The organism is Pseudomonas sp. NPDC078416, assembly GCF_050268485.1.
In the GTDB taxonomy this organism is placed as follows: domain Bacteria; phylum Pseudomonadota; class Gammaproteobacteria; order Pseudomonadales; family Pseudomonadaceae; genus Aquipseudomonas.
The window spans coordinates 75910-93915 of sequence record NZ_JBNNGV010000011.1; the positions used below are offsets into that span (position 1 = coordinate 75910).

General features: G+C 61.6%; 13 protein-coding genes. 4 read left to right on the forward strand and 9 right to left on the reverse strand.

Annotation, left to right across the window (positions count from 1 at the left end):
- Positions 1-160 precede the first annotated feature (160 nt).
- From ACQKEN_RS12750 to ptsP, 5 genes are all read right to left on the reverse strand, one after another.
- Positions 161-1102, reverse strand: coding sequence for an AEC family transporter (locus tag ACQKEN_RS12750; RefSeq protein WP_122623279.1), 942 nt, complete (start codon positions 1100-1102; stop codon positions 161-163).
- Between the two features lie 262 nt (positions 1103-1364).
- Positions 1365-2927, reverse strand: coding sequence for an alkaline phosphatase D family protein (locus ACQKEN_RS12755; RefSeq protein WP_427685892.1), 1563 nt, complete (start codon positions 2925-2927; stop codon positions 1365-1367).
- A gap of 412 nt (positions 2928-3339) precedes the next feature.
- Positions 3340-5070 carry a PTS fructose-like transporter subunit IIB gene (locus tag ACQKEN_RS12760; RefSeq protein WP_427685894.1) on the reverse strand — a complete coding sequence of 577 codons (1731 nt, stop codon included), beginning with the start codon at positions 5068-5070 and terminating at the stop codon, positions 3340-3342.
- Positions 5071-5086: 16 nt separating this feature from the next.
- Entirely contained in the window at positions 5087-6025 is a 939-nt protein-coding gene (gene pfkB, locus ACQKEN_RS12765; RefSeq protein WP_427685896.1) for a 1-phosphofructokinase, read from the reverse strand.
- Positions 6025-8886, reverse strand: coding sequence for a phosphoenolpyruvate--protein phosphotransferase (gene ptsP, locus ACQKEN_RS12770; protein WP_427685898.1), 2862 nt, complete (start codon positions 8884-8886; stop codon positions 6025-6027). Before ptsP ends, pfkB begins: the two co-directional genes overlap by 1 nt.
- Before the next feature lie 352 nt (positions 8887-9238).
- On the opposite strand from ptsP, the gene cra reads away from it, so the two are divergent.
- The 3 genes from cra (at position 9239) to ACQKEN_RS12785 (ending at position 11541) form a co-directional block, all read left to right on the forward strand.
- Positions 9239-10234: a catabolite repressor/activator gene (cra, locus tag ACQKEN_RS12775; protein ID WP_427685900.1), complete on the forward strand. Its 996-nt coding sequence runs from the start codon at positions 9239-9241 to the stop codon at positions 10232-10234.
- Between the two features lie 5 nt (positions 10235-10239).
- A complete protein-coding gene (locus tag ACQKEN_RS12780) occupies positions 10240-11019 on the forward strand; it encodes a TatD family hydrolase (RefSeq protein WP_427685902.1) in 780 nt (259 codons plus the stop codon).
- Positions 11020-11112: 93 nt separating this feature from the next.
- On the forward strand, positions 11113-11541 hold the full coding sequence (locus tag ACQKEN_RS12785; RefSeq protein ID WP_427685904.1) for a low affinity iron permease family protein: 429 nt from the start codon (positions 11113-11115) through the stop codon (positions 11539-11541).
- A gap of 429 nt (positions 11542-11970) precedes the next feature.
- Here ACQKEN_RS12785 and garD read toward each other — a convergent pair whose 3' ends face one another.
- From garD to kdgD, 3 genes are all read right to left on the reverse strand, one after another.
- A complete protein-coding gene (garD, locus tag ACQKEN_RS12790) occupies positions 11971-13524 on the reverse strand; it encodes a galactarate dehydratase (protein ID WP_237254212.1) in 1554 nt (517 codons plus the stop codon).
- Positions 13525-13536: 12 nt separating this feature from the next.
- On the reverse strand, positions 13537-14907 hold the full coding sequence (locus tag ACQKEN_RS12795) for an MFS transporter (RefSeq protein WP_427685907.1): 1371 nt from the start codon (positions 14905-14907) through the stop codon (positions 13537-13539).
- Positions 14908-15081: 174 nt separating this feature from the next.
- Positions 15082-15993: a 5-dehydro-4-deoxyglucarate dehydratase gene (gene kdgD, locus ACQKEN_RS12800; protein WP_133776263.1), complete on the reverse strand. Its 912-nt coding sequence runs from the start codon at positions 15991-15993 to the stop codon at positions 15082-15084.
- A 782-nt stretch (positions 15994-16775) separates the two neighbouring features.
- Between kdgD and ACQKEN_RS12805 the strand changes: the two genes are divergently transcribed.
- Positions 16776-17087: a hypothetical protein gene (locus tag ACQKEN_RS12805; protein WP_427685909.1), complete on the forward strand. Its 312-nt coding sequence runs from the start codon at positions 16776-16778 to the stop codon at positions 17085-17087.
- Between the two features lie 65 nt (positions 17088-17152).
- Here the strand turns inward: ACQKEN_RS12805 and ACQKEN_RS12810 are convergent, their stop codons facing one another.
- Complete coding sequence (locus ACQKEN_RS12810; RefSeq protein ID WP_133776307.1) at positions 17153-17902, reverse strand: FadR/GntR family transcriptional regulator; 750 nt, start codon at positions 17900-17902, stop codon at positions 17153-17155.
- Between the last annotated feature and the right edge of the window lie 104 nt (positions 17903-18006).

Sequence of the window (18006 nt, forward strand, 5' to 3'; positions counted from 1 at the left end):
GATGAAGCACGACCCACTGTAGGAGCCGGCTTGCTGGCGAAAGCGGTAGATCAGTGACCAGGATGTCGCCTGATGCACCGGGTTCGCCAGCAAGCCGGCTCCTACGGATTGCGATCCAGGCCGTGGAATATCGCCGGTGGGAAGGGCATGGCTTTAGTGCCTAAATCCACCCACCCCATTGCAGGATGAAAATCCCGACGTTGGTGGTGACCGCCGCGGCCAGGGTGGTCATGACGATGATCGACGCCGCCAGTTCGTGGTTGCCGTTGGCCGCGCGGACCATGACGAAACTGGCCGATGCCGTCGGTGCGCCGAAGTACAGAAACAGAATCCCCAGCTCGGCGTGACGGAAGCCCAGCAACCACGCACCGAGCGTGCAGATCAGCGGCAGCCAGACCATCTTCATCAGGCTCGCGCTGATCGCCAACGTGCCGCTCTCTCGCAACGACTTCAACGACAGGGTGCCGCCGATGCACATCAGTGCCAGCGGCAGGGTCATCTGCGCCAGGTAGCTGCCGGAGGTGTCGAGCCATTTGGGGAGCGGAATCTGGAAGTAGGCGAACGGCGCCGCGATGACAATGCTGATGATCAGCGGATTGGCCATGACGCTTTTGGTGATGCTCCACGGATCGGACTTGATCACCGGGCTGTAAACCGCCAGCACAACCGTGGACAGGGTGTTGTAGAAAAGAATGACCAGCGCCGCAAGGATTGCACCAAGGGAGATACCGTAGTCGCCATACATGCTCGCCGCCAGCGCGAGGCCGATGACGCCGTTGTTGCCGCGAAACGCCCCTTGAGTGTAGGTGCCACGTTCGGCAAACGGCACGCGGTAAATGGCCCAGCCCCACGACAGCGCGAAACCCGCCAGGGTGGCGACGATGAAGTAGATCAACACGCCCGGCTGAAACGCCGCGTGAAGGTCAGCGTGGATGATCCCCAGAAACAGCAGCGCCGGCATGGTGCAGTTGAATACCAGCGACGAGGCGGTGTGGATGAAGCTGTCGTTGATCCAGCCCACGCGCTTGAGCAACACGCCAAGAAACAGCATCGCGAAGACCGGCGCCGTGATGTTCAGGGTTTCCAGAAAGATTGCCAGCATGCACGCCAAACCCTGAGCCGTCGTTAGGTGGCTAATGATAGGCCAGCGGCGAGGGAAGTGTTACCGGCAATTGCCTGGTTATCGTACGACTGATCAAGAAGCGGGACCGCATTGCCTGTAGGAGCGCGGCTTGTCCCGCGATCGGCTGCGAAGCAGTCGTGAATTCGGTAAATGCGGTACCTCAGACATCACCGTGTTTACAGGTTTTGCTGCCGCTTCGCGCCAGATCGCGGGACAAGCCACGCTCCTACGGGGTATTGCGTCAGGCCTGATTGGCCGGTTGCAGCTTCTTCTCGAATACCGAAACCCCGTCCAGGTCCCGCAGCGTCACGGTCATCTCGCCGCTTTGGCCGTCGATGTTCACCTCACCAAAAAACTGAAACCCGGCAAACGGTGAGGTGTTCTGCGCCGGCGGAGCCTTCTGGAACACCAGCTCAGGGCCGAAGGTTTTGTCCAACGTGTTGGGCCCGAAGCTGCCAGCATTCAACGGGCCGGCAACAAACTCCCAGAACGGGTCGAAATCCTGAAACACCGCTTGATCCGGATGGTAGTGGTGAGCCGCACAGTAATGCACATCGGCGGTCAGCCAGACGGTGTCGCGGACCTTCTGCTGGCGCAGGAACCCCAGCAATTCGGCGACTTCTTGTTCGCGGCCTTTCGGCGCGCCGTCGTCGCCGTTGGCGATGGCCTCCCAACGCATCACCCCCGGGCTGATTTCGCCGTCGGGCACGCCGAGGCCGATGGGCATGTCGGCGGCAATGACTTTCCACTGCGCGCCGGACGCTTGCAGTTCACGCTTGAGCCAGTCCAGTTGCTCGCGGCCTAGAAAAGCGGTGGTCGGCCCGGGCTTGTCGGCCAGATTGGCGTCGTTGCCATCTCGGTAGCTGCGCATGTCGAGTACGAACACGTCCAGCATCGGGCCGTAAGCGATCTTGCGATAGACCCGCCCGCCGTTGTCGGCGCTCTGCAGGCGCATCGGCGCATATTCCAGGAACGCCTGACGACCGCGGGCTGCCAGCAGCTGGATGTCCTTGACCTTGTAGCGGTCGTCGAGCTGCTTGCTCGGTGACCAGTTGTTGGTCACTTCGTGGTCGTCCCACTGCCAGATCTGCGGGACCTCGGCGTTGAAGCGCCGCAGGTTCTCGTCCATCAGGTTGTAGCGGTAGGCGCCGCGGTATTCGTCGAGGGTTTCGGCGACTTTGCTCTTTTCTTCGGTGGTGATGTTGCGCCAGACGCGCCCGCCTTCGGTGACCACTTCGGCAGGCACCGGGCCGTCGGCGTAAATGGTGTCGCCGCTGTGGATGAAGAAGTCCGGCAAGCGCAGGCGCATGGCTTCATAGATGCGCATGCCGCCGATCTCGGGGTTGATGCCGAAGCCCTGGCCGACGGTGTCGCCGCTCCAGACGAAACGGATGTTGCGGCGATTGACCGGCACGCTGCGCAGATGGCCGAACCAGGGTTCGCTGGCGACGCCGGTTTGCGCGTCTTCGAAGAACACGCGGTAGAAGATGGCTTGATCCGCTGGCAGACCGGTCAACTCGACGCGTGCGGTGAAGTCAGTGCGCTGATCGGCGAGCAGCGACACCGTGCGGCGCGGATTGGTGAACATGCTGCGGGTGTCCCATTCGACGACCATGCGCGCAGGCCGGTCGCTGCGACTCCAGACCATGGCGCGGTCGCCCAGCACGTCGCCGGACTGCACGCCGTCGGTCATCTTCGGGCGATCCTTGACCGAAGCAATGACCGCCGGCGCCAGCCCCGGCAACAACAATCCCGCGCCAGCGGCCTGGATGATACGGCGGCGAGTCAGTTCGAACCGGGACATGTTTATCCTCCTCAAGGGAATGCCAAAAGGAGGACGCTAGCAGTGGATTGTTTGCGGGTTATGACAGGGAACTAGATGGCGGGCTTAACGCAAAACTGTAGGAGCGCGCTTGCCCGCGAAGGCGCCGGTACATCCAACACATCTTCAGCGCCTGGGATATCGCATTCGCGGGCAAGCGCGCTCCTACAATTGATCGTGTCCGGCCGCGGAATTCCGGGGCGCACTCAGCCCCTTGTAGGAGTGAGCTTGCTCGCGAAGAGGCAGGAACATCCAACACATCTCCCCCGGCCGGACCGCGCACTTGTAGGACTGGCTTTAGCCGGGAATGCGTCGGCACTCACACCAAAAATCTGATGGCGAACACACCGGCCTCTTCCCGGCTAAAGCCGGTCCTACATGAAAACGCCAGGGGTCAGGCGCCAGCCGGCACCGCGTCAAGCTCTGCGGTTTCAGGCCGTTTCAGCAGCGCGTACAGCACGCCGGTCACGACGCTGCCTGCCACGATCGCCAGCAGGTACAGCAGCGCATGGTTGATCGCATTCGGGATGAGCAGCACGAACAATCCGCCGTGGGGGGCCATCAGCTTGCAGCCGAAGAACATCGACAGCGCACCCGTCAGGGCGCCGCCCACGATGCTTGCCGGGATCACCCGCAGCGGGTCTTTCGCCGCAAACGGAATCGCGCCTTCGGAGATGAAGCACAGTCCCAGCACGAACGCTGCCTTGCCCGCTTCACGCTCGCTCTGGGCAAACTTGCGCCGGGCAATCAACGCGGCGATACCCATACCAATCGGCGGCACCATGCCGGCCGCCATCGTTGCCGCCATCGGCGCGCCGCTGCTCGAGGCCAGCAAGCCCACCGAAAACGCATACGATGCCTTGTTGATCGGCCCACCCAGATCCACGCACATCATCGCGCCCAGCAGCACGCCGAGCAGCACCGCGTTGGCCGTGCCCATGGTGTCGAGAAAGTGGGTCAGCCCTTCGAGCATGCCGGCCACCGGCTTGCCCACCACGTAGATCATCACCAGCCCGGTGAACAGGCTCGCCAGCAGCGGAATGATCAGAATCGGCTTCAGTGCTTCGACACTGGCCGGCAGCTTCGCGTAACGATTGACCGCCCAGGCGCTGTAGCCCGCAAGAAACCCGGCGATGATCCCGCCAATGAAGCCGGCACCCAGGGTGCTCGCCAGCAGCCCGCCGATCATCCCCGGCGCAAGCCCCGGACGGTCGGCAATGGAATAAGCGATGTAACCGGCCAGCAACGGCACCATCAACTGGAACGCTGCGCCCGCGCCGATCTGCTTCAGCGCCGCCGCCAATGTCCCCGGCTCTTCCGCCGCGTGAATGCCGAACACGAACGACAGCGCAATCAGCAAACCACCCGCCACCACCATCGGCAGCATGAACGACACGCCGGTGAGCAGGTGTTTGTAGACACCCGTCTTTTCTTTCTTCGATGACACTTTGGATGCCGAAGCCGTGGATTCGACCTCCGCCTCCGCCAAGGCTTTTTTCAGCGTCGCTTCAGCTTGCTTGAGCGCGATACCGGTGCCGCAGCGATAGATGCGCTTGCCGGCGAAGCGCTCGGTGGCGACTTCGATATCACACGCCAGCAGCACCACATCGGCGTCGGCAATGGCCTGGGCGCTGAGCGGATTACGCGCACCGACCGAGCCCTGCGTCTCAACCTGCAGGTCATAGCCAAGCTTTTTCGCCGCCTGCTGAATCGCCTCGGCCGCCATAAAGGTGTGGGCAACGCCGGTCGGGCACGCCGTCACTGCCACCAGACGCGGTTGTGCGCTGGACGTAGCAGACGGGGCGGAAGTCGCGGTGTGCTCGGTCGCCAGCGCTGCCGCCGAACGCAGAAAGCCGTCGACGTCCTGCAACGCCTGCGCGGGGGTGGCCTGATACAGGCGCTTGCCGGAGAAACGCGCCAGGTCCAGCACGCCGGTGTTGACCACCAACACCCAGTCCGCCGCTTCGATGTCGCCCGGCGACAGCTGCTTCTCCGGATGGCGCGGATCGTGGATCTCGACGCTGGTGCTCCACCCTTGGCGCTGGGCCGCCGCGTCCAGCAGACGGGCACTGAGGACGCTGCTGATTTTGCCGTTCGGACAGGCCGTAACGATGGCTAACTTCATCACACTTCCTCTCTTGTTATGCCGTCAGGACGCGGACGTTGACGCCGCTTTCCAGACGTTTCAATTGCGCCGGATCATTGATGCCAAAGCCGATCTGAGTGACGGCCATGGCCGCAATGGCTGTGGCAGTCCGCAAGGTTTGCTCGGGTTTGTGCCCGCAGAGCAAGCCGTGAACCATGCCGGCCAGCAGCGAATCCCCCGCGCCGACCGTGCTGGCGACAGTGACCTTGGGTGGTAGCGCCTGAAGCGCCACGTCGGCACTGAACCAGTGAACGCCTTCAGAGCCTTGGGAAATCACCACGTGCTCGATGCCACGCTGGCGCAGGTCAGCTGCGGCCTCCGCTTGGGCGGCGATGGAAATGATCGGCGCATCGAGGGCGTCGGCCAGTTCTTCGGTGTTGGGTTTAATCATCCACGGTGACGCTTCCAGGCCGGCGCGCAAGGCTTCGCCGCTGGTGTCCAGCGCCACTTTCAGGCCCATGGCGTTGAGGCGCAGCAACAGGGTTTTCAGCCACTGCGCGCTCACGCCACGGGGCAGACTGCCGGCCACGATCACCGCATCAAAACCCGACGCGATCTGCTCGACCCGAGCGGCCAGCGCCTGTTGCGCCTGGGCGCTGACCTCCGGGCCCGGGCCGTTGAGGTCGGTGATGCGCCCGCTGCTTTCGGCCAGCTTGATGTTGCTGCGCGTCTCCCCCGGCACCCGCACGAACTCATCGACGAAGCCGCGCTTGGCGAACAGCGTTTCGAAAGGCTGCTGGTTATCGACGCCGAGGAAGCCGGCAACGGTCAGGTCATGGCCCAGGTCAGCCAGCACCTGAGCGACGTTGATGCCTTTGCCCGCCGCGTGGCTGAGCATGGCGTCGCTGCGGTTGACCTGGCCGATCTGCAACGGGCCCAACTGCACGGTCAGGTCCAGCGCGGGGTTCATGGTCAATGTCAGAATTTTCGCCATTACAGCCCCTCCACGAGGGCACGCACGTCCGCCGCGCTGCCAACGGCCAGGGCCGCCTGCGCAAGTTTCCGGGCTTCTATCAGATTCAATTCACGGACGCAGGCTTTGACTTCGCCGATGCTCCGCGCCGAGACGCTCAACTCATCCACACCCAGACCGACCAGCACCGGCACGGCCAGAGGATCAGCGGCCAATTCGCCGCAGACGCCCACCCACTTGCCATTGGCATGGGCCGCGCGCACGGTGATGTCGATCAGTTGCAACACCGCCGGGTGCAGGCCATCGGCCTGGGCGGACAGGGTCGGGTGACCGCGATCAATGGCCATCGTGTACTGGGTCAAGTCGTTGGTGCCGACGCTGAAGAAGTCCACTTCCTTCGCCAGCACCGGTGCCAGCAGCGCCGCCGACGGCACTTCGATCATGATCCCCAGTTGCAGGTCGGCAACGGGGATCTCCAGACGCAGACGCTCGGTCATGTCGCGGGCCTGACGCCATTCTTCAACGGTACCCACCATCGGGAACATGATGCGCAACGGGCGATTGTCCGCCGCACGCAACAACGCGCGCAGCTGGCTTTCCATGATGTCCGGGCGCTGCAAGGTCAGGCGAATGCCGCGTACGCCGAGAAACGGGTTTTCTTCTTTATCGATGGGCCAGTACGGCAGCGGTTTGTCGCCGCCGACGTCCAGGGTGCGAACCACCAGCGGGCGGCCGTCGAGGTCAGTGAGCACGCGACGGTATTCCGCTTCCTGGGTCGCTTCATCCGGCGCGGAACTGTGGGCCATGAACAGCAATTCGGTGCGCAGCAGGCCAATCCCTTCCGCGCCCTGCTCCACGGCTGCCGGCGTACCGGCGCTGTCACCGATGTTGGCGAAGACCTCAACGGCATGGCCGTCCTGGGTGATCGCCGGCTCCATGCGCAGGGCCGCGGCCGCCTTCAGGCGTTGCTCGCGGGTGTCGCGGTCCTGCAAGGCGCGCTGCAGGGTCGCTTCGTCCGGCGCGACGTCGAGACGCCCACGCTGGCCGTCGATCAACAACTGAGTGCCGGATTTGATCAGCAACACCGCATCGCCGGCACCGACCAGCGCCGGAATGCCCAACGCCCGGGCAACGATGGCGCTGTGGGCCGTGGCGCCGCCGCGCGCGGTCAGGATACCGGCGACACGGGCAGGGTCCAGACGCGCGACGTCGGACGGACCGACTTCATCCATCACCAGAATGTACGGTTCTTCGGGCTCAACCAGATCCTCGACACCACATATCTGCGCCAATACGCGGCGACCGACATCCCGCAGGTCAGCGGCACGTTCGGCCAGCAGCACGTCTTTGAGTTGTTCCTGCTGACGCGCAGCAGTCTCGATGACATTCATCCATGCCGCAGCGGCGCTTTCGCCCTGTTTCAGGCGCTGGGCCACTTCGTCGACCAGTTCAGGATCGGAGAGCATTTCCTGGTGGGTGACGAAAATTTCGCGAATGGCCTTCGCCTTACTGCGCTGAATCAATTGCTCGATGTCGACGCGCACCTGCGCCAGGGCGCTGTGCAGGCGTTCGTGTTCGACGCTTTGCGATTCGCCCTTCGCCGGGTAATCGAACACCGGCAGAACATGCACGTGGGCCGGGCCGACGGCGATACCGGGCGCAGCAGGAACGGCCTGAATCTGGGAGCCAGCAGCGGGGGCGCTGAGGGTTTTCTCCACAACTGCCGGTGCGGCTGCGGCTTCGGTGTGGGTCGGCAACGGCTGGATTTCTTCGCCCAAGCCTTCGAGCACCGCGGCGATCAACGCAGGCAAGGCGTCGGCAGCAATCGTCGGTTCGGCAATGAACTCAAGGGACTGACCGCGCTGCACGCCGAGGCTCAGCAGTTTGCTCAGGCTCTTGGCGGACACAGGATTTTCGGTGCCATCGACGATGCGCACACGGATGTCGCCCTCAAAACCCTTCGCCAACTGCGCGAGGATTTTCGCCGGACGCGCATGCAGGCCGTGGGCATTGGCCAGGGTCACGCGCTCGCTCGGCCAGTCTGGCGGCACGTCGCCGCCCAACGCCTGAAGCACAGCGCGACTGCTGGTCGCCTCACCCAGTACGTGGCCGCGACCTTCGATCAGCAACGCGCAAAGACGTTCGAGCAGTGCCTGGTGGGACTCGCCCAGACTGGCGAGGCAGAAAAGGCCCGTCAGCGACTGGCCCAGATGCCGCATCGGCTTGTCCGGGGTGACGAAGGCCAGGCCGGGCTTGTTGACCATCTGCTCGCTGTGCAGCCACCAGAGACCTTCGCCCAACGGCAGCGGTTCGACCTGTTGCAGCACGGCGGCGAAACCGTTGTTCACGCACTCGGCCTTGCGCAGCAGACGGGCGCCGCGCCAGACCAGTTCTTCGAAATCATCAACCATGACGCCCAGGCTGATCATCTGCGCATCGAGGGCCAACTCCTGTGGCGCACCCTGCAGCAGTTTGAGCAGCGACTCGGGGTCCTTCGCCTGACGCAACGCTTCGCCCAGGTCGTTTTCACCGAGGGCGCGAGTCAGCAGTTGGAGCAGGCGCAAATGCTCGTCGGACTTGGCGGCGATGCCGATCGCCAGATAAACCATTTGCCCGTCGCCCCAGTCCACGCCTTCGGGGAATTGCATCAGGCGCACGCCGGTGGCAAACACCTGGTCGCGGGTCTGTGGCGTGCCGTGGGGAATGGCGATGCCTTGGCCCAGAAAGGTTGAGCCTTGTTGCTCGCGGGCCTGCAGGCCTTCAAGGTAGCCGGCAGCCACCAGGCCGTCGGCGACGAGCAGGTCAGCCAGCAGTTGCAACGCGGCTGGCTTGTCCACCGCCGACTGGTCCATGGAAATTTGCTCTATGGTCAGCTCGAGCATTGCGTTCTCCTGTGCTGCGCGGGGTCGCGCCAGATTCTTGTTGTAGGACCGGTCGTAGACACCGATGACTGACGGTTTGCGAATATTGAATGCGGCATTCAGAGGTGCGATTGGGCAAAAAGTGCCATAAACAGGCCTGCTGAATCGTTTAATCTAAAGTGCCGCGCACGTTACTTGATAATCCCGGCGGTTTGAAGCTCATCCGGTCGAATCGTGTAGGAAACATCCTGAGCGGGCCACATGCTTCCTACGAGGCGACGGCCTGCTGTCATGATGGCTGTTAATCGGTGAAAATCCCTGCCACGGTAGTTCAGCTCCCACTTTTGCTTCTCATCACGAAAGGATGCCCGGCTTGAAACTCAGTGATATTGCGCGTCTGGCCGGTGTTTCTGTGACCACGGCCAGCTACGTGATCAACGGAAAGGCCGAACAGCAACGTATCAGCAGTGCAACGGTCGAGCGCGTGCGCGCGGTGGTCGACGCCCACGGCTTTCGGCCCAACCCGCAGGCGGCCGGGCTGCGCAGCCGGCATACCCGAACCTTGGGTTTTATCCTGCCCGACCTGGAAAACCCCAGTTACGCCCGTATCGCCAAACAACTGGAACAAGGCGCCCGCGCGCGCGGGTACCAATTGCTGATCGCCAGTTCAGACGACGATCCCATCAGCGAGTTGCAGTTGCTGCAGCTGTTTCGTGCGCGACGCTGCGATGCGCTGTTCGTCGCCAGTTGCCTGCCGGCCAGCGATGACAGCTACCGCGCGCTGCAGCAGCAAGGGACGCCGGTCATCGCCATCGACCGGGAGATGGACCCGGCGCACTTCTGCTCGGTGGTCAGCGACGACCACGACGCCAGCCAGCAACTGACCCGCAGCCTGCTGGAGATCAAGCCCCGGCACATCGCCCTGATCGGCGCACGGCCAGAGCTGAGCGTCAGTAAGGCCCGGGCCAGCGGCTTCGAAGACGCGCTGGAGGGGTTCGAAGGCTCGGTGATCATCGAGCACGGCGAGGCGTTCAGCCGTGACTGTGGCCAGCAACTGGCAAACGACATGTTTGACCGTCTGGGGTATTTCCCCGACGCGCTGATCACCACGTCCTACGTCCTGCTGCAAGGGGTGTTCGATCTGTTACACCAGCGCCGCCTGAATCCGGATCAACTTCATCTGGGGACATTCGGTGACACGCAGCTGCTGGACTTTTTGCCATTGCCGGTCAATGCCATGGCTCAGCAGCATCAGTTGATCGCTGAAAAAGCCCTGGCGCTGGCGTTGTCGGCCATCGAGCAGGATCAGTACGAACCGGGCGTGCATGCCATCGTGCGGACATTCAAACAGCGGATTCACGAGGCGTAAGCAACGTGCGACTGATCGACACCCACACGCACCTGGACTTCGACGATTTCGACGCCGACCGCGACGCCGTGCTCGCCAACAGCCGGCAGCTGGGTGTCGAGCGCATCGTGGTGTTGGGCGTCTATCAGCGCAATCTTCAACGGGTGTGGGATCTGGCGCTCAGTGAGCCTTCGGTGTACGCCGCGCTGGGCTTGCACCCGGTCTTCCTCGATGAGCATCAGCCCGAGCATGTGCAGCAACTGCGCGACTGGCTGACGCGGCTGGCCGGGCATCCCAAGCTGTGCGCCGTGGGTGAGATCGGTCTGGATTACTACATCGAATCCCTGGACCGCCCGCGACAACAGACCTTGCTCGACCAGCAGTTGCAAATGGCAGCGGACTTCAACCTCCCTGCCCTGCTCCACGTGCGCCGCAGCCACGCCGACACCATCGCTGCGCTCAAGCGATTCAAGCTCAGGCGCTGCGGCATCGTTCACGCCTTCGCCGGCAGCCGTGAGGAAGCCCGGGAATACATCAAGCTGGGTTACAAGCTGGGGCTGGGCGGTGCGGCGACCTGGCCGCAAGCCTTGCGCATGCATCGGGTGATCGCCGGTCTGCCGCTGGAAAGCGTTGTGCTGGAAACCGATTCCCCGGACATGGCGCCGGCAATGTTTCCGGGCATGCGCAACAGCCCCGAGCATCTTCCCGATATCTGCGCGGCCATCGCCGATCTCATGAACATACCTGCCGACAAGCTGGCAGCGGCGAGCACCCGCAACGCGCGGGATGTGTTCGGCTGGGACTGAAACCTGTCGCCGATTTCATGTTGTGAGAAGAAATTTCAAAGACGCAGCGCGGTCCCTTGGGTGTCTCTCTTGGTAAACGAAGGAAACCCGTTAATGAAATTCTCGAAGTTCGCGCAGGCTCTGTCGCAGTGGTCCGGCAGCCCACGAACCTTCCTCGTGGCGATTGCGCTGATCTGTGTGTGGGCCGTGACCGGACCATTCTTCCACTACAACGACACCTGGCAGCTGATCATCAACACGTCCACGACCATCATCACTTTTTTGATGGTTTTTCTGATTCAGAACACCCAGAACCGCGACACCGATGAGATGCATATCAAGATCGACGAACTGCTGCGCGTGACCAAAGACGCGCAGAACGCCGTGCTGAGCCTGGATAACCTCGATCAGAAGGAACTGCACGCGCTGCGCAAGAAGTACAAGGCAATGGGCGAAGGCGTAGAGTTTGATCACACCGAAGCATTTCCGGAGCCGGAACCTGATGCGCGTGAAGAGAAAGCGCAGTTGGTGACCAGCCGCTGAGGCGCCAGAAGCTCACACATTGTGAGAGCCGCCTTGCTCGCGAATGGGTTGGTCAACAATATCTGCGTTGTATGGTTTGACGCGTTCGCCAGCAAGCCGGCTCCTACGGTGGATCTGCGTCAAACCCGAAGTCTGAGTTGTATGGAGATCCGTAGGCGCCGGCTTGCTGGCGAAGGCGGTGGGTCAGCAACGGCAGTGTTGTCTGATCTGGCGCGTTCGCGGGCAAGCGCGCTCCTACAGTGGGTCGGTGTCAGACCCCAAGTCTGAGTTGTATGTAGATCCGTAGGAGCCGGCTTGCTGGCGAAGGCGGTGGGTCAGCAACGGCAGCGTTGTATGGTTTGACGCGTTCGCCAGCAAGCCGGCTCCTACAGTGAGTCGGTGTCAAACCCCAGGTCTGAGTTGTATGAAAATCCTTAGGAGCCGGCTTGCTTATGTAATCGGCGCCGGGTTGAACAGGGTGATGTCGTTGTGCAGACGGTAGTGCTCGGTCCAGGTCTTTTTCTTGCCGCTGGCCACGTCGAGATAAAAGTGGAACAGCTCCCAACCCAGGTCCTCGATGCTTGCGCGCCCGGTCGCAATGCGCCCGGCATCGATGTCGATCAGGTCCGGCCAGCGTTGGGCCAGCTCGGTGCGGGTCGACACTTTCACCACCGGTGACATCGCCAGACCATACGGCGTACCGCGTCCGGTGGTGAACACGTGCAGGTTCATCCCGGCCGCCAGTTGCAGCGTCCCGCAGACGAAGTCGCTCGCCGGCGTTGCGCAGAAGATCAGGCCTTTGCGCGTCACGCGTTCGCCAGGGCCAAGCACCCCGTTGATCGCGCTGCTGCCGGACTTGACGATTGATCCCAGCGATTTCTCGACGATGTTCGACAGCCCGCCCTTCTTGTTCCCCGGCGTGGTGTTGGCGCTGCGGTCCGCTTCGCCCTTGGCCAGATAACGGTCGTACCAGTCCATTTCACGAACCAGTCCTTCAGCGACTTCCATGTTTTCCGCGCGGGAGGTCAGCAGGTAGATGGCGTCACGCACTTCGGTCACTTCCGAAAACATCACCGTCGCGCCCGCGCGCAGCAGCAAGTCCGAGGCATAACCCAGTGCAGGGTTGGCGGTGATGCCGGAAAACGCATCGCTGCCGCCGCACTGCATGCCCAGAATCAATTCCGACGCCGGCACGGTTTCGCGACGGCGCTGGTCGAGCTTCTTCAAGCGCGTCTCAGCCAATTCCATGATCTGCTCGATCATCTCGTTGAAGCCGTGTTTGGAGTCCTGCAGGCGATACAGCCAGGGCTCGCTCAGATCAACCGAGGCATCGTCGGCGTGCATGACCTGATCGGCCTGCAACTTCTCGCACCCCAGGCTGATCACCAGCGCCTCGCCACCCAGGTTCGGGTTGCGCGCCAGATTGCGTACGGTGCGGATCGGGATGTACGCGTCCTTGGCAGTGATGGCGACGCCGCAGCCGTAGCTGTGGGTCAGCGCCACCACGTCATCGACGTTCGGGTATTTGGGCAGCAGCTCTTCGCGGATGCGCTTGACGGCGAAATCCAGAACCCCGGTGACGCACTGCACCGTCGTGGTGATACCCAGGATATTGCGCGTGCCGACGGTGCCGTCGGCGTTGCGGTAACCCTCGAAGGTGAAGCCTTCCAGCGGCTCCCCCCTGACCGGCACGGCATCGGACATAGGCAGACTGTCCAGCGCCGGCGCTGACGGCATGCGCAGCTGATCTTCCTTGACCCAACTGCCCTTTGGGATCGGCTGCAGCGCATAGCCGATGGTGTGGCCGTAACGAATGATCGGCTCCCCTTCGGCGATGTCCACGGTGTTCACCTTGTGGCTCTGCGGCACATTGTCGACGGTCACCAGACCGTTATCGAATTCAGTCCCCGCCGGAACGCCCTGGTCATTGACCACGACGACGACGTTATCAAGCGCGTGCAAGCGAATGTAACGCGGCGAGTCGGCATGCTGGATCAAGTTCATCACGGTTTTTCCTCAGAGTTTCGCTTGAGAAAGCTCGGCTTCACTGGCCGGCAAGGCACCCTTCGTTGGGGTGTCCTTGAGTTCTACACGTTTGATTTCACCGACGATGAAGATGTAGCTGATCACCGCCACCAGCGCGTTGGCGCCGACGAACACCAGGGCCCATTTGAACGAACCGGTGGTGCTGATGATGTAGCCAATGACGATCGGGGTGGTGATGGAAGCGATGTTACCGAACATGTTGAACAGACCGCCGCTCAAACCGGCGATTTGTTTCGGCGATGCGTCGGACATGACCGCCCAGCCCAGTGCGCCCACGCCCTTGCCGAAGAAGGCCAGTGCCATGAAGCCCACGACGACCCATTCGATGTCGACATAGTTGCAGGTCACGATCGAGGTCGACAGCAGCAAGCCACCGATGATCGGCGCCTTGCGGGCGAAGGTCAGCGAGTGGCCTTTGCGCAGCAGGTAATCGGAGATGATCCCGCCGAGCACGCCGCCGATGAACCCGCAGATGGCGGGCAGCGAAGCGATGAAGCCCGCCTTGAGGATGGTCATGCCGCGTTCTTGAACCAGGTACACCGGGAACCAGGTCAGGAAGAAGTAGGTGATGCCGTTGATGCAGTATTGAGCCAGGTAAATGCCGAGCATCATGCGGTTGGTCAGCAACTGACGCACGTAGTCCCATTTCGGACCGCTGGCCGAGCCTTTGCCCTTGTCCTGATCCATGTCGACCATGCCGCCGTTGTTGGCGATGTGATCGAACTCTTCCTTGTTGATCTTCGGATGGTTGCGCGGGCTGTGGATAACTTTCAGCCAGATCAGCGAGAACAGGATGCCGATGCTGCCCATCACGATGAACACGTGCTGCCAGCCGAAGGTGTAGACGATCCAGCCCATGATCGGGGCGAAAAGGACGGTGGCGAAGTATTGCGCCGAGTTGAAGATCGCCGAGGCCGTGCCGCGTTCAGACGTCGGGAACCAGGCCGCCACGATACGGGCGTTGCCGGGGAACGACGGTGCTTCGGCCAGGCCGACCATGAAGCGCAGGGCGAACAGCAGGAAGATGGCGGTGGAGAGACCGAATTCACCCACATAGCCTTGCAGCACGGTGAACAGCGACCAGGTGAAAATGCTCATTGCGTAGACTTTCTTGGAGCCGTAACGGTCCAGAAGCCAGCCGCCGGGGATCTGGCCGGCGACATACGCCCAACCAAATGCGGAGAAGATAAAACCGAGGGTGACGGCGTCGATGCCAAGGCTTTTTTGCAGGCTGGAGCCCGCGATGGCGATGGTTGCACGGTCGGCGTAGTTGATCGTGGTCACCAGAAACAGCATGAGCAAGATCAAGTAGCGGACGTGAGTCGGCTTGGTTTTCAGCATGTTCGAAACTCCCACTAATTATTTTTTTGTGCGGGTAAACGATCTTATGTGTGTGCTGCTCGCCTCTGCCCCTAAAACAGATGCGATGTGAAGCGGTACTGCCAGGTATCCGATAGCGAAGCCCCGAGGGCAAAAAACCGCTGATCACCCAGCGGTTTTGCGAGAACGGGGCTGTTACTGCTTGCCCTGCTTGTCCATCAACGCAGCCAGCATGTCCACTTCGTCCGAAGTCAGGTCAGTCAGCGGCGCGCGAACAGGACCTGCGTCATAACCGGCAAGCTTGGCGCCCGCCTTGACGATGCTCACGGCGTAGCCGTGTTTGCGGTTACGGATGTCCAGGTACGGCAGGAAGAAATCGTCGATCAACTTGCCAACGGTCTCGTGATCGTCTTTGGCGATGGCGTGGTAGAAGTCCATGGCCATTTTCGGCAGGAAGTTGAACACTGCCGACGAGTAGACCGGCACGCCCAGTGCCTTGTAGGCGGCGGCATAGACTTCAGCGGTCGGCAGGCCACCCAAGTACGAGAAGCGGTCGCCCAGACGACGGCGGATCGAAACCATCAGTTCGATATCACCCAGGCCATCTTTGTAGCCGATCAAGTTCGGGCAGCGCTCGGCCAGTTGCTCGAGCAGCGCAGGCGTGAGGCGGCAGACGTTACGGTTGTAGACGACGACGCCGATCTTGACCGATTTGCAGACCGCTTCAACGTGGAGGGCAACGCCGTCCTGGCTGGCTTCGGTCAGGTAATGAGGCAACAGCAGCAGGCCTTTGGCACCCAGACGCTCGGCTTCTTGAGCCATCTGAATCGCCTGGCGGGTCGGACCACCGACGCCAGCCAGAATTGGCACTGTGGTTTCGCAGGTGTCGACGGCAGTCTTGATGATTTCGGAATATTCGTCGCCAGTCAGGGAGAAGAACTCACCTGTGCCGCCAGCCGCGAACAGCGCAGAGGCGCCGTACGGAGCAAGCCATTCCAGACGCTTGATGTAGCCAGCGCGGTGGAAGTCGCCCTGGGCATTGAAATCGGTAACCGGGAAGGAAAGCAGACCGTGAGAGAGGATGGACTTCAGTTCTTGTGGATTCATTATTCGAACACCCTGGGGAGCTATTTTTGTGGATGAAGCACCAGTCCTGTGCTGATGTCGTAAGTCATCGTACAACTGGTAGGGAGATCACTCAATAGCGTTTTGAAATATTTATGACGGGTGAGGATGAGTGGTGAACATGAGGGATGACAGGATGGGCGACGGCCCCTGACTGTTGGACGTGGCAGCCGTTGCTTAGAGCCGTTTGTAGGAGCGCGCTTGCCCGCGAAAGCGTTTCTCCAGACGCCGCTGCGCAACATGACTCACCGCCTTCGCGGGCAAGCGCGCTCCTACACTTGATCAGCGTCTCCTGTGAGTCCGCGACCAGGCGAACCGTCGCAGGTCGTAGAAGTGAGCTTGCTCGCGAACGCATTTCTCCAGACACCGCTGCGCTGAATGACCCGCCGCATTCGCGGGCAAGCGCGCTCCTACATTTGATCAGCGTCGCCTGCGGATCCGCGACTCGTCGCAGGCTGTAGGAGTGAGCTTGCTCGCGATCTGGCGCGAAGCGGCAGCATCCTTGTGAATGCGGCATGTCGGAACGAACTGCAGCTTCAGTTTTACGACTGCTGCGCAGCCGATCGCAAGCAAGCTCACTCCTACGGCATATGGCCAAAATCAACCGCTTTCACCGCCCTCTCGGATTATTCCGTAGTCCAGTGATCCAGACGTTGTAGTCCTTCTCTGAAACTGCTCGCGCACCTGCCTGGAAAACCTTCTGCGGGGCGCGCCACGTCGCTAGAGTCGTCAAGGAGAACATCAGCGCAAATCCACTGAAAATCGTGAGCAATCAATTGTTAAAAGCACTCATCATCGTTGGAAAAGTAACGTTCACCTTGGGCCTTACAACCTTGCTTACGCGGTGGGCAATGAGCCTATGGCCGATACCGTGGATCCTTCATACCGACTGGGGAATGCGCGCCTATTTATGGCTGCAAAGACTCTTCGACATGTATGGATGCGAAGACGGCGAAGACATGCTCATTCTCTTGACGCTCAGCGTGACGCTTATTGCTTCAACGCTGACATGCGTAGCGCTCACCAAAGCCCTGCGGAATTTGAGGCGCTCACGGGTAGATCCAAACGTCGAATAACCCAGCCATAACCCTGTTCGATCAAAGGCACCGCAGCAATGCGATACCCTATCAATCAATCCACCTCAAGCCCGCTGCGATTCAGCCTCTTCATGGGCATGGCGCAGCCGCTCGCGGCTGTTGGTCAGGTGCAGGCGCATGGCGGCGCGGGCGGCGTCGGAGTCTTGGCGCGCGATGGCGTCGTAGATTTCCTCGTGCTCGCGGCTCAGGCGGCTCATGTAGTGCTGGTTGTCGTCGTGGGCAAGGCGCGCGGAGTTCAGGCGCGTGCGGGGAATGATGCTCGTGCCCAAGTGATTCATGATGTCGGTGAAGTAGCGGTTGCCGGTCGACAGGGCGATTGCCATGTGGAACTGGAAATCAGCACCCACGGCATCGCTGGCATGGGCCGCGCTTTCGTTGAGTGCGTCGAGGGCGGCGCGCATGTCGGCCAGTTGTTCGGCGGATCGGCGTTGAGCAGCAAGGCCCGCGGACTCGACTTCAAGACTGATGCGCAGCTCAAGAATCGCCAGGACGTCACGCAGGGTGACGATGGTCGCAGGGTCGATACGGAAACCGCTCGGGCTTGGCGTGTCGAGTACAAAGGTGCCGATGCCGTGCCGGGTCTCCACCAGCCCGGACGCCTGCAAGCGGGAGATGGCCTCGCGTACGACCGTTCGGCTGACGCCCTGCTCTTCCATGATGGCAGACTCGGTAGGCAGCTTATCGCCGCGTTTGAGTCCGCCAGTGCGAATGCGCTCGGACAGTTCGGTAACCAATTCCTGCGCGAGACTGCGGTGCTTTCGGCGGGCGCGAGGCGGAGCACTCTGATTTTCCATATCCAACATGCATCTCTAAATACACTGAACGCTGATGATAGCTCACCGGGTTGTGCGATCACACCGCAAACCCGGCAAGGTTCTAGAGTGTTGACGACACTTTA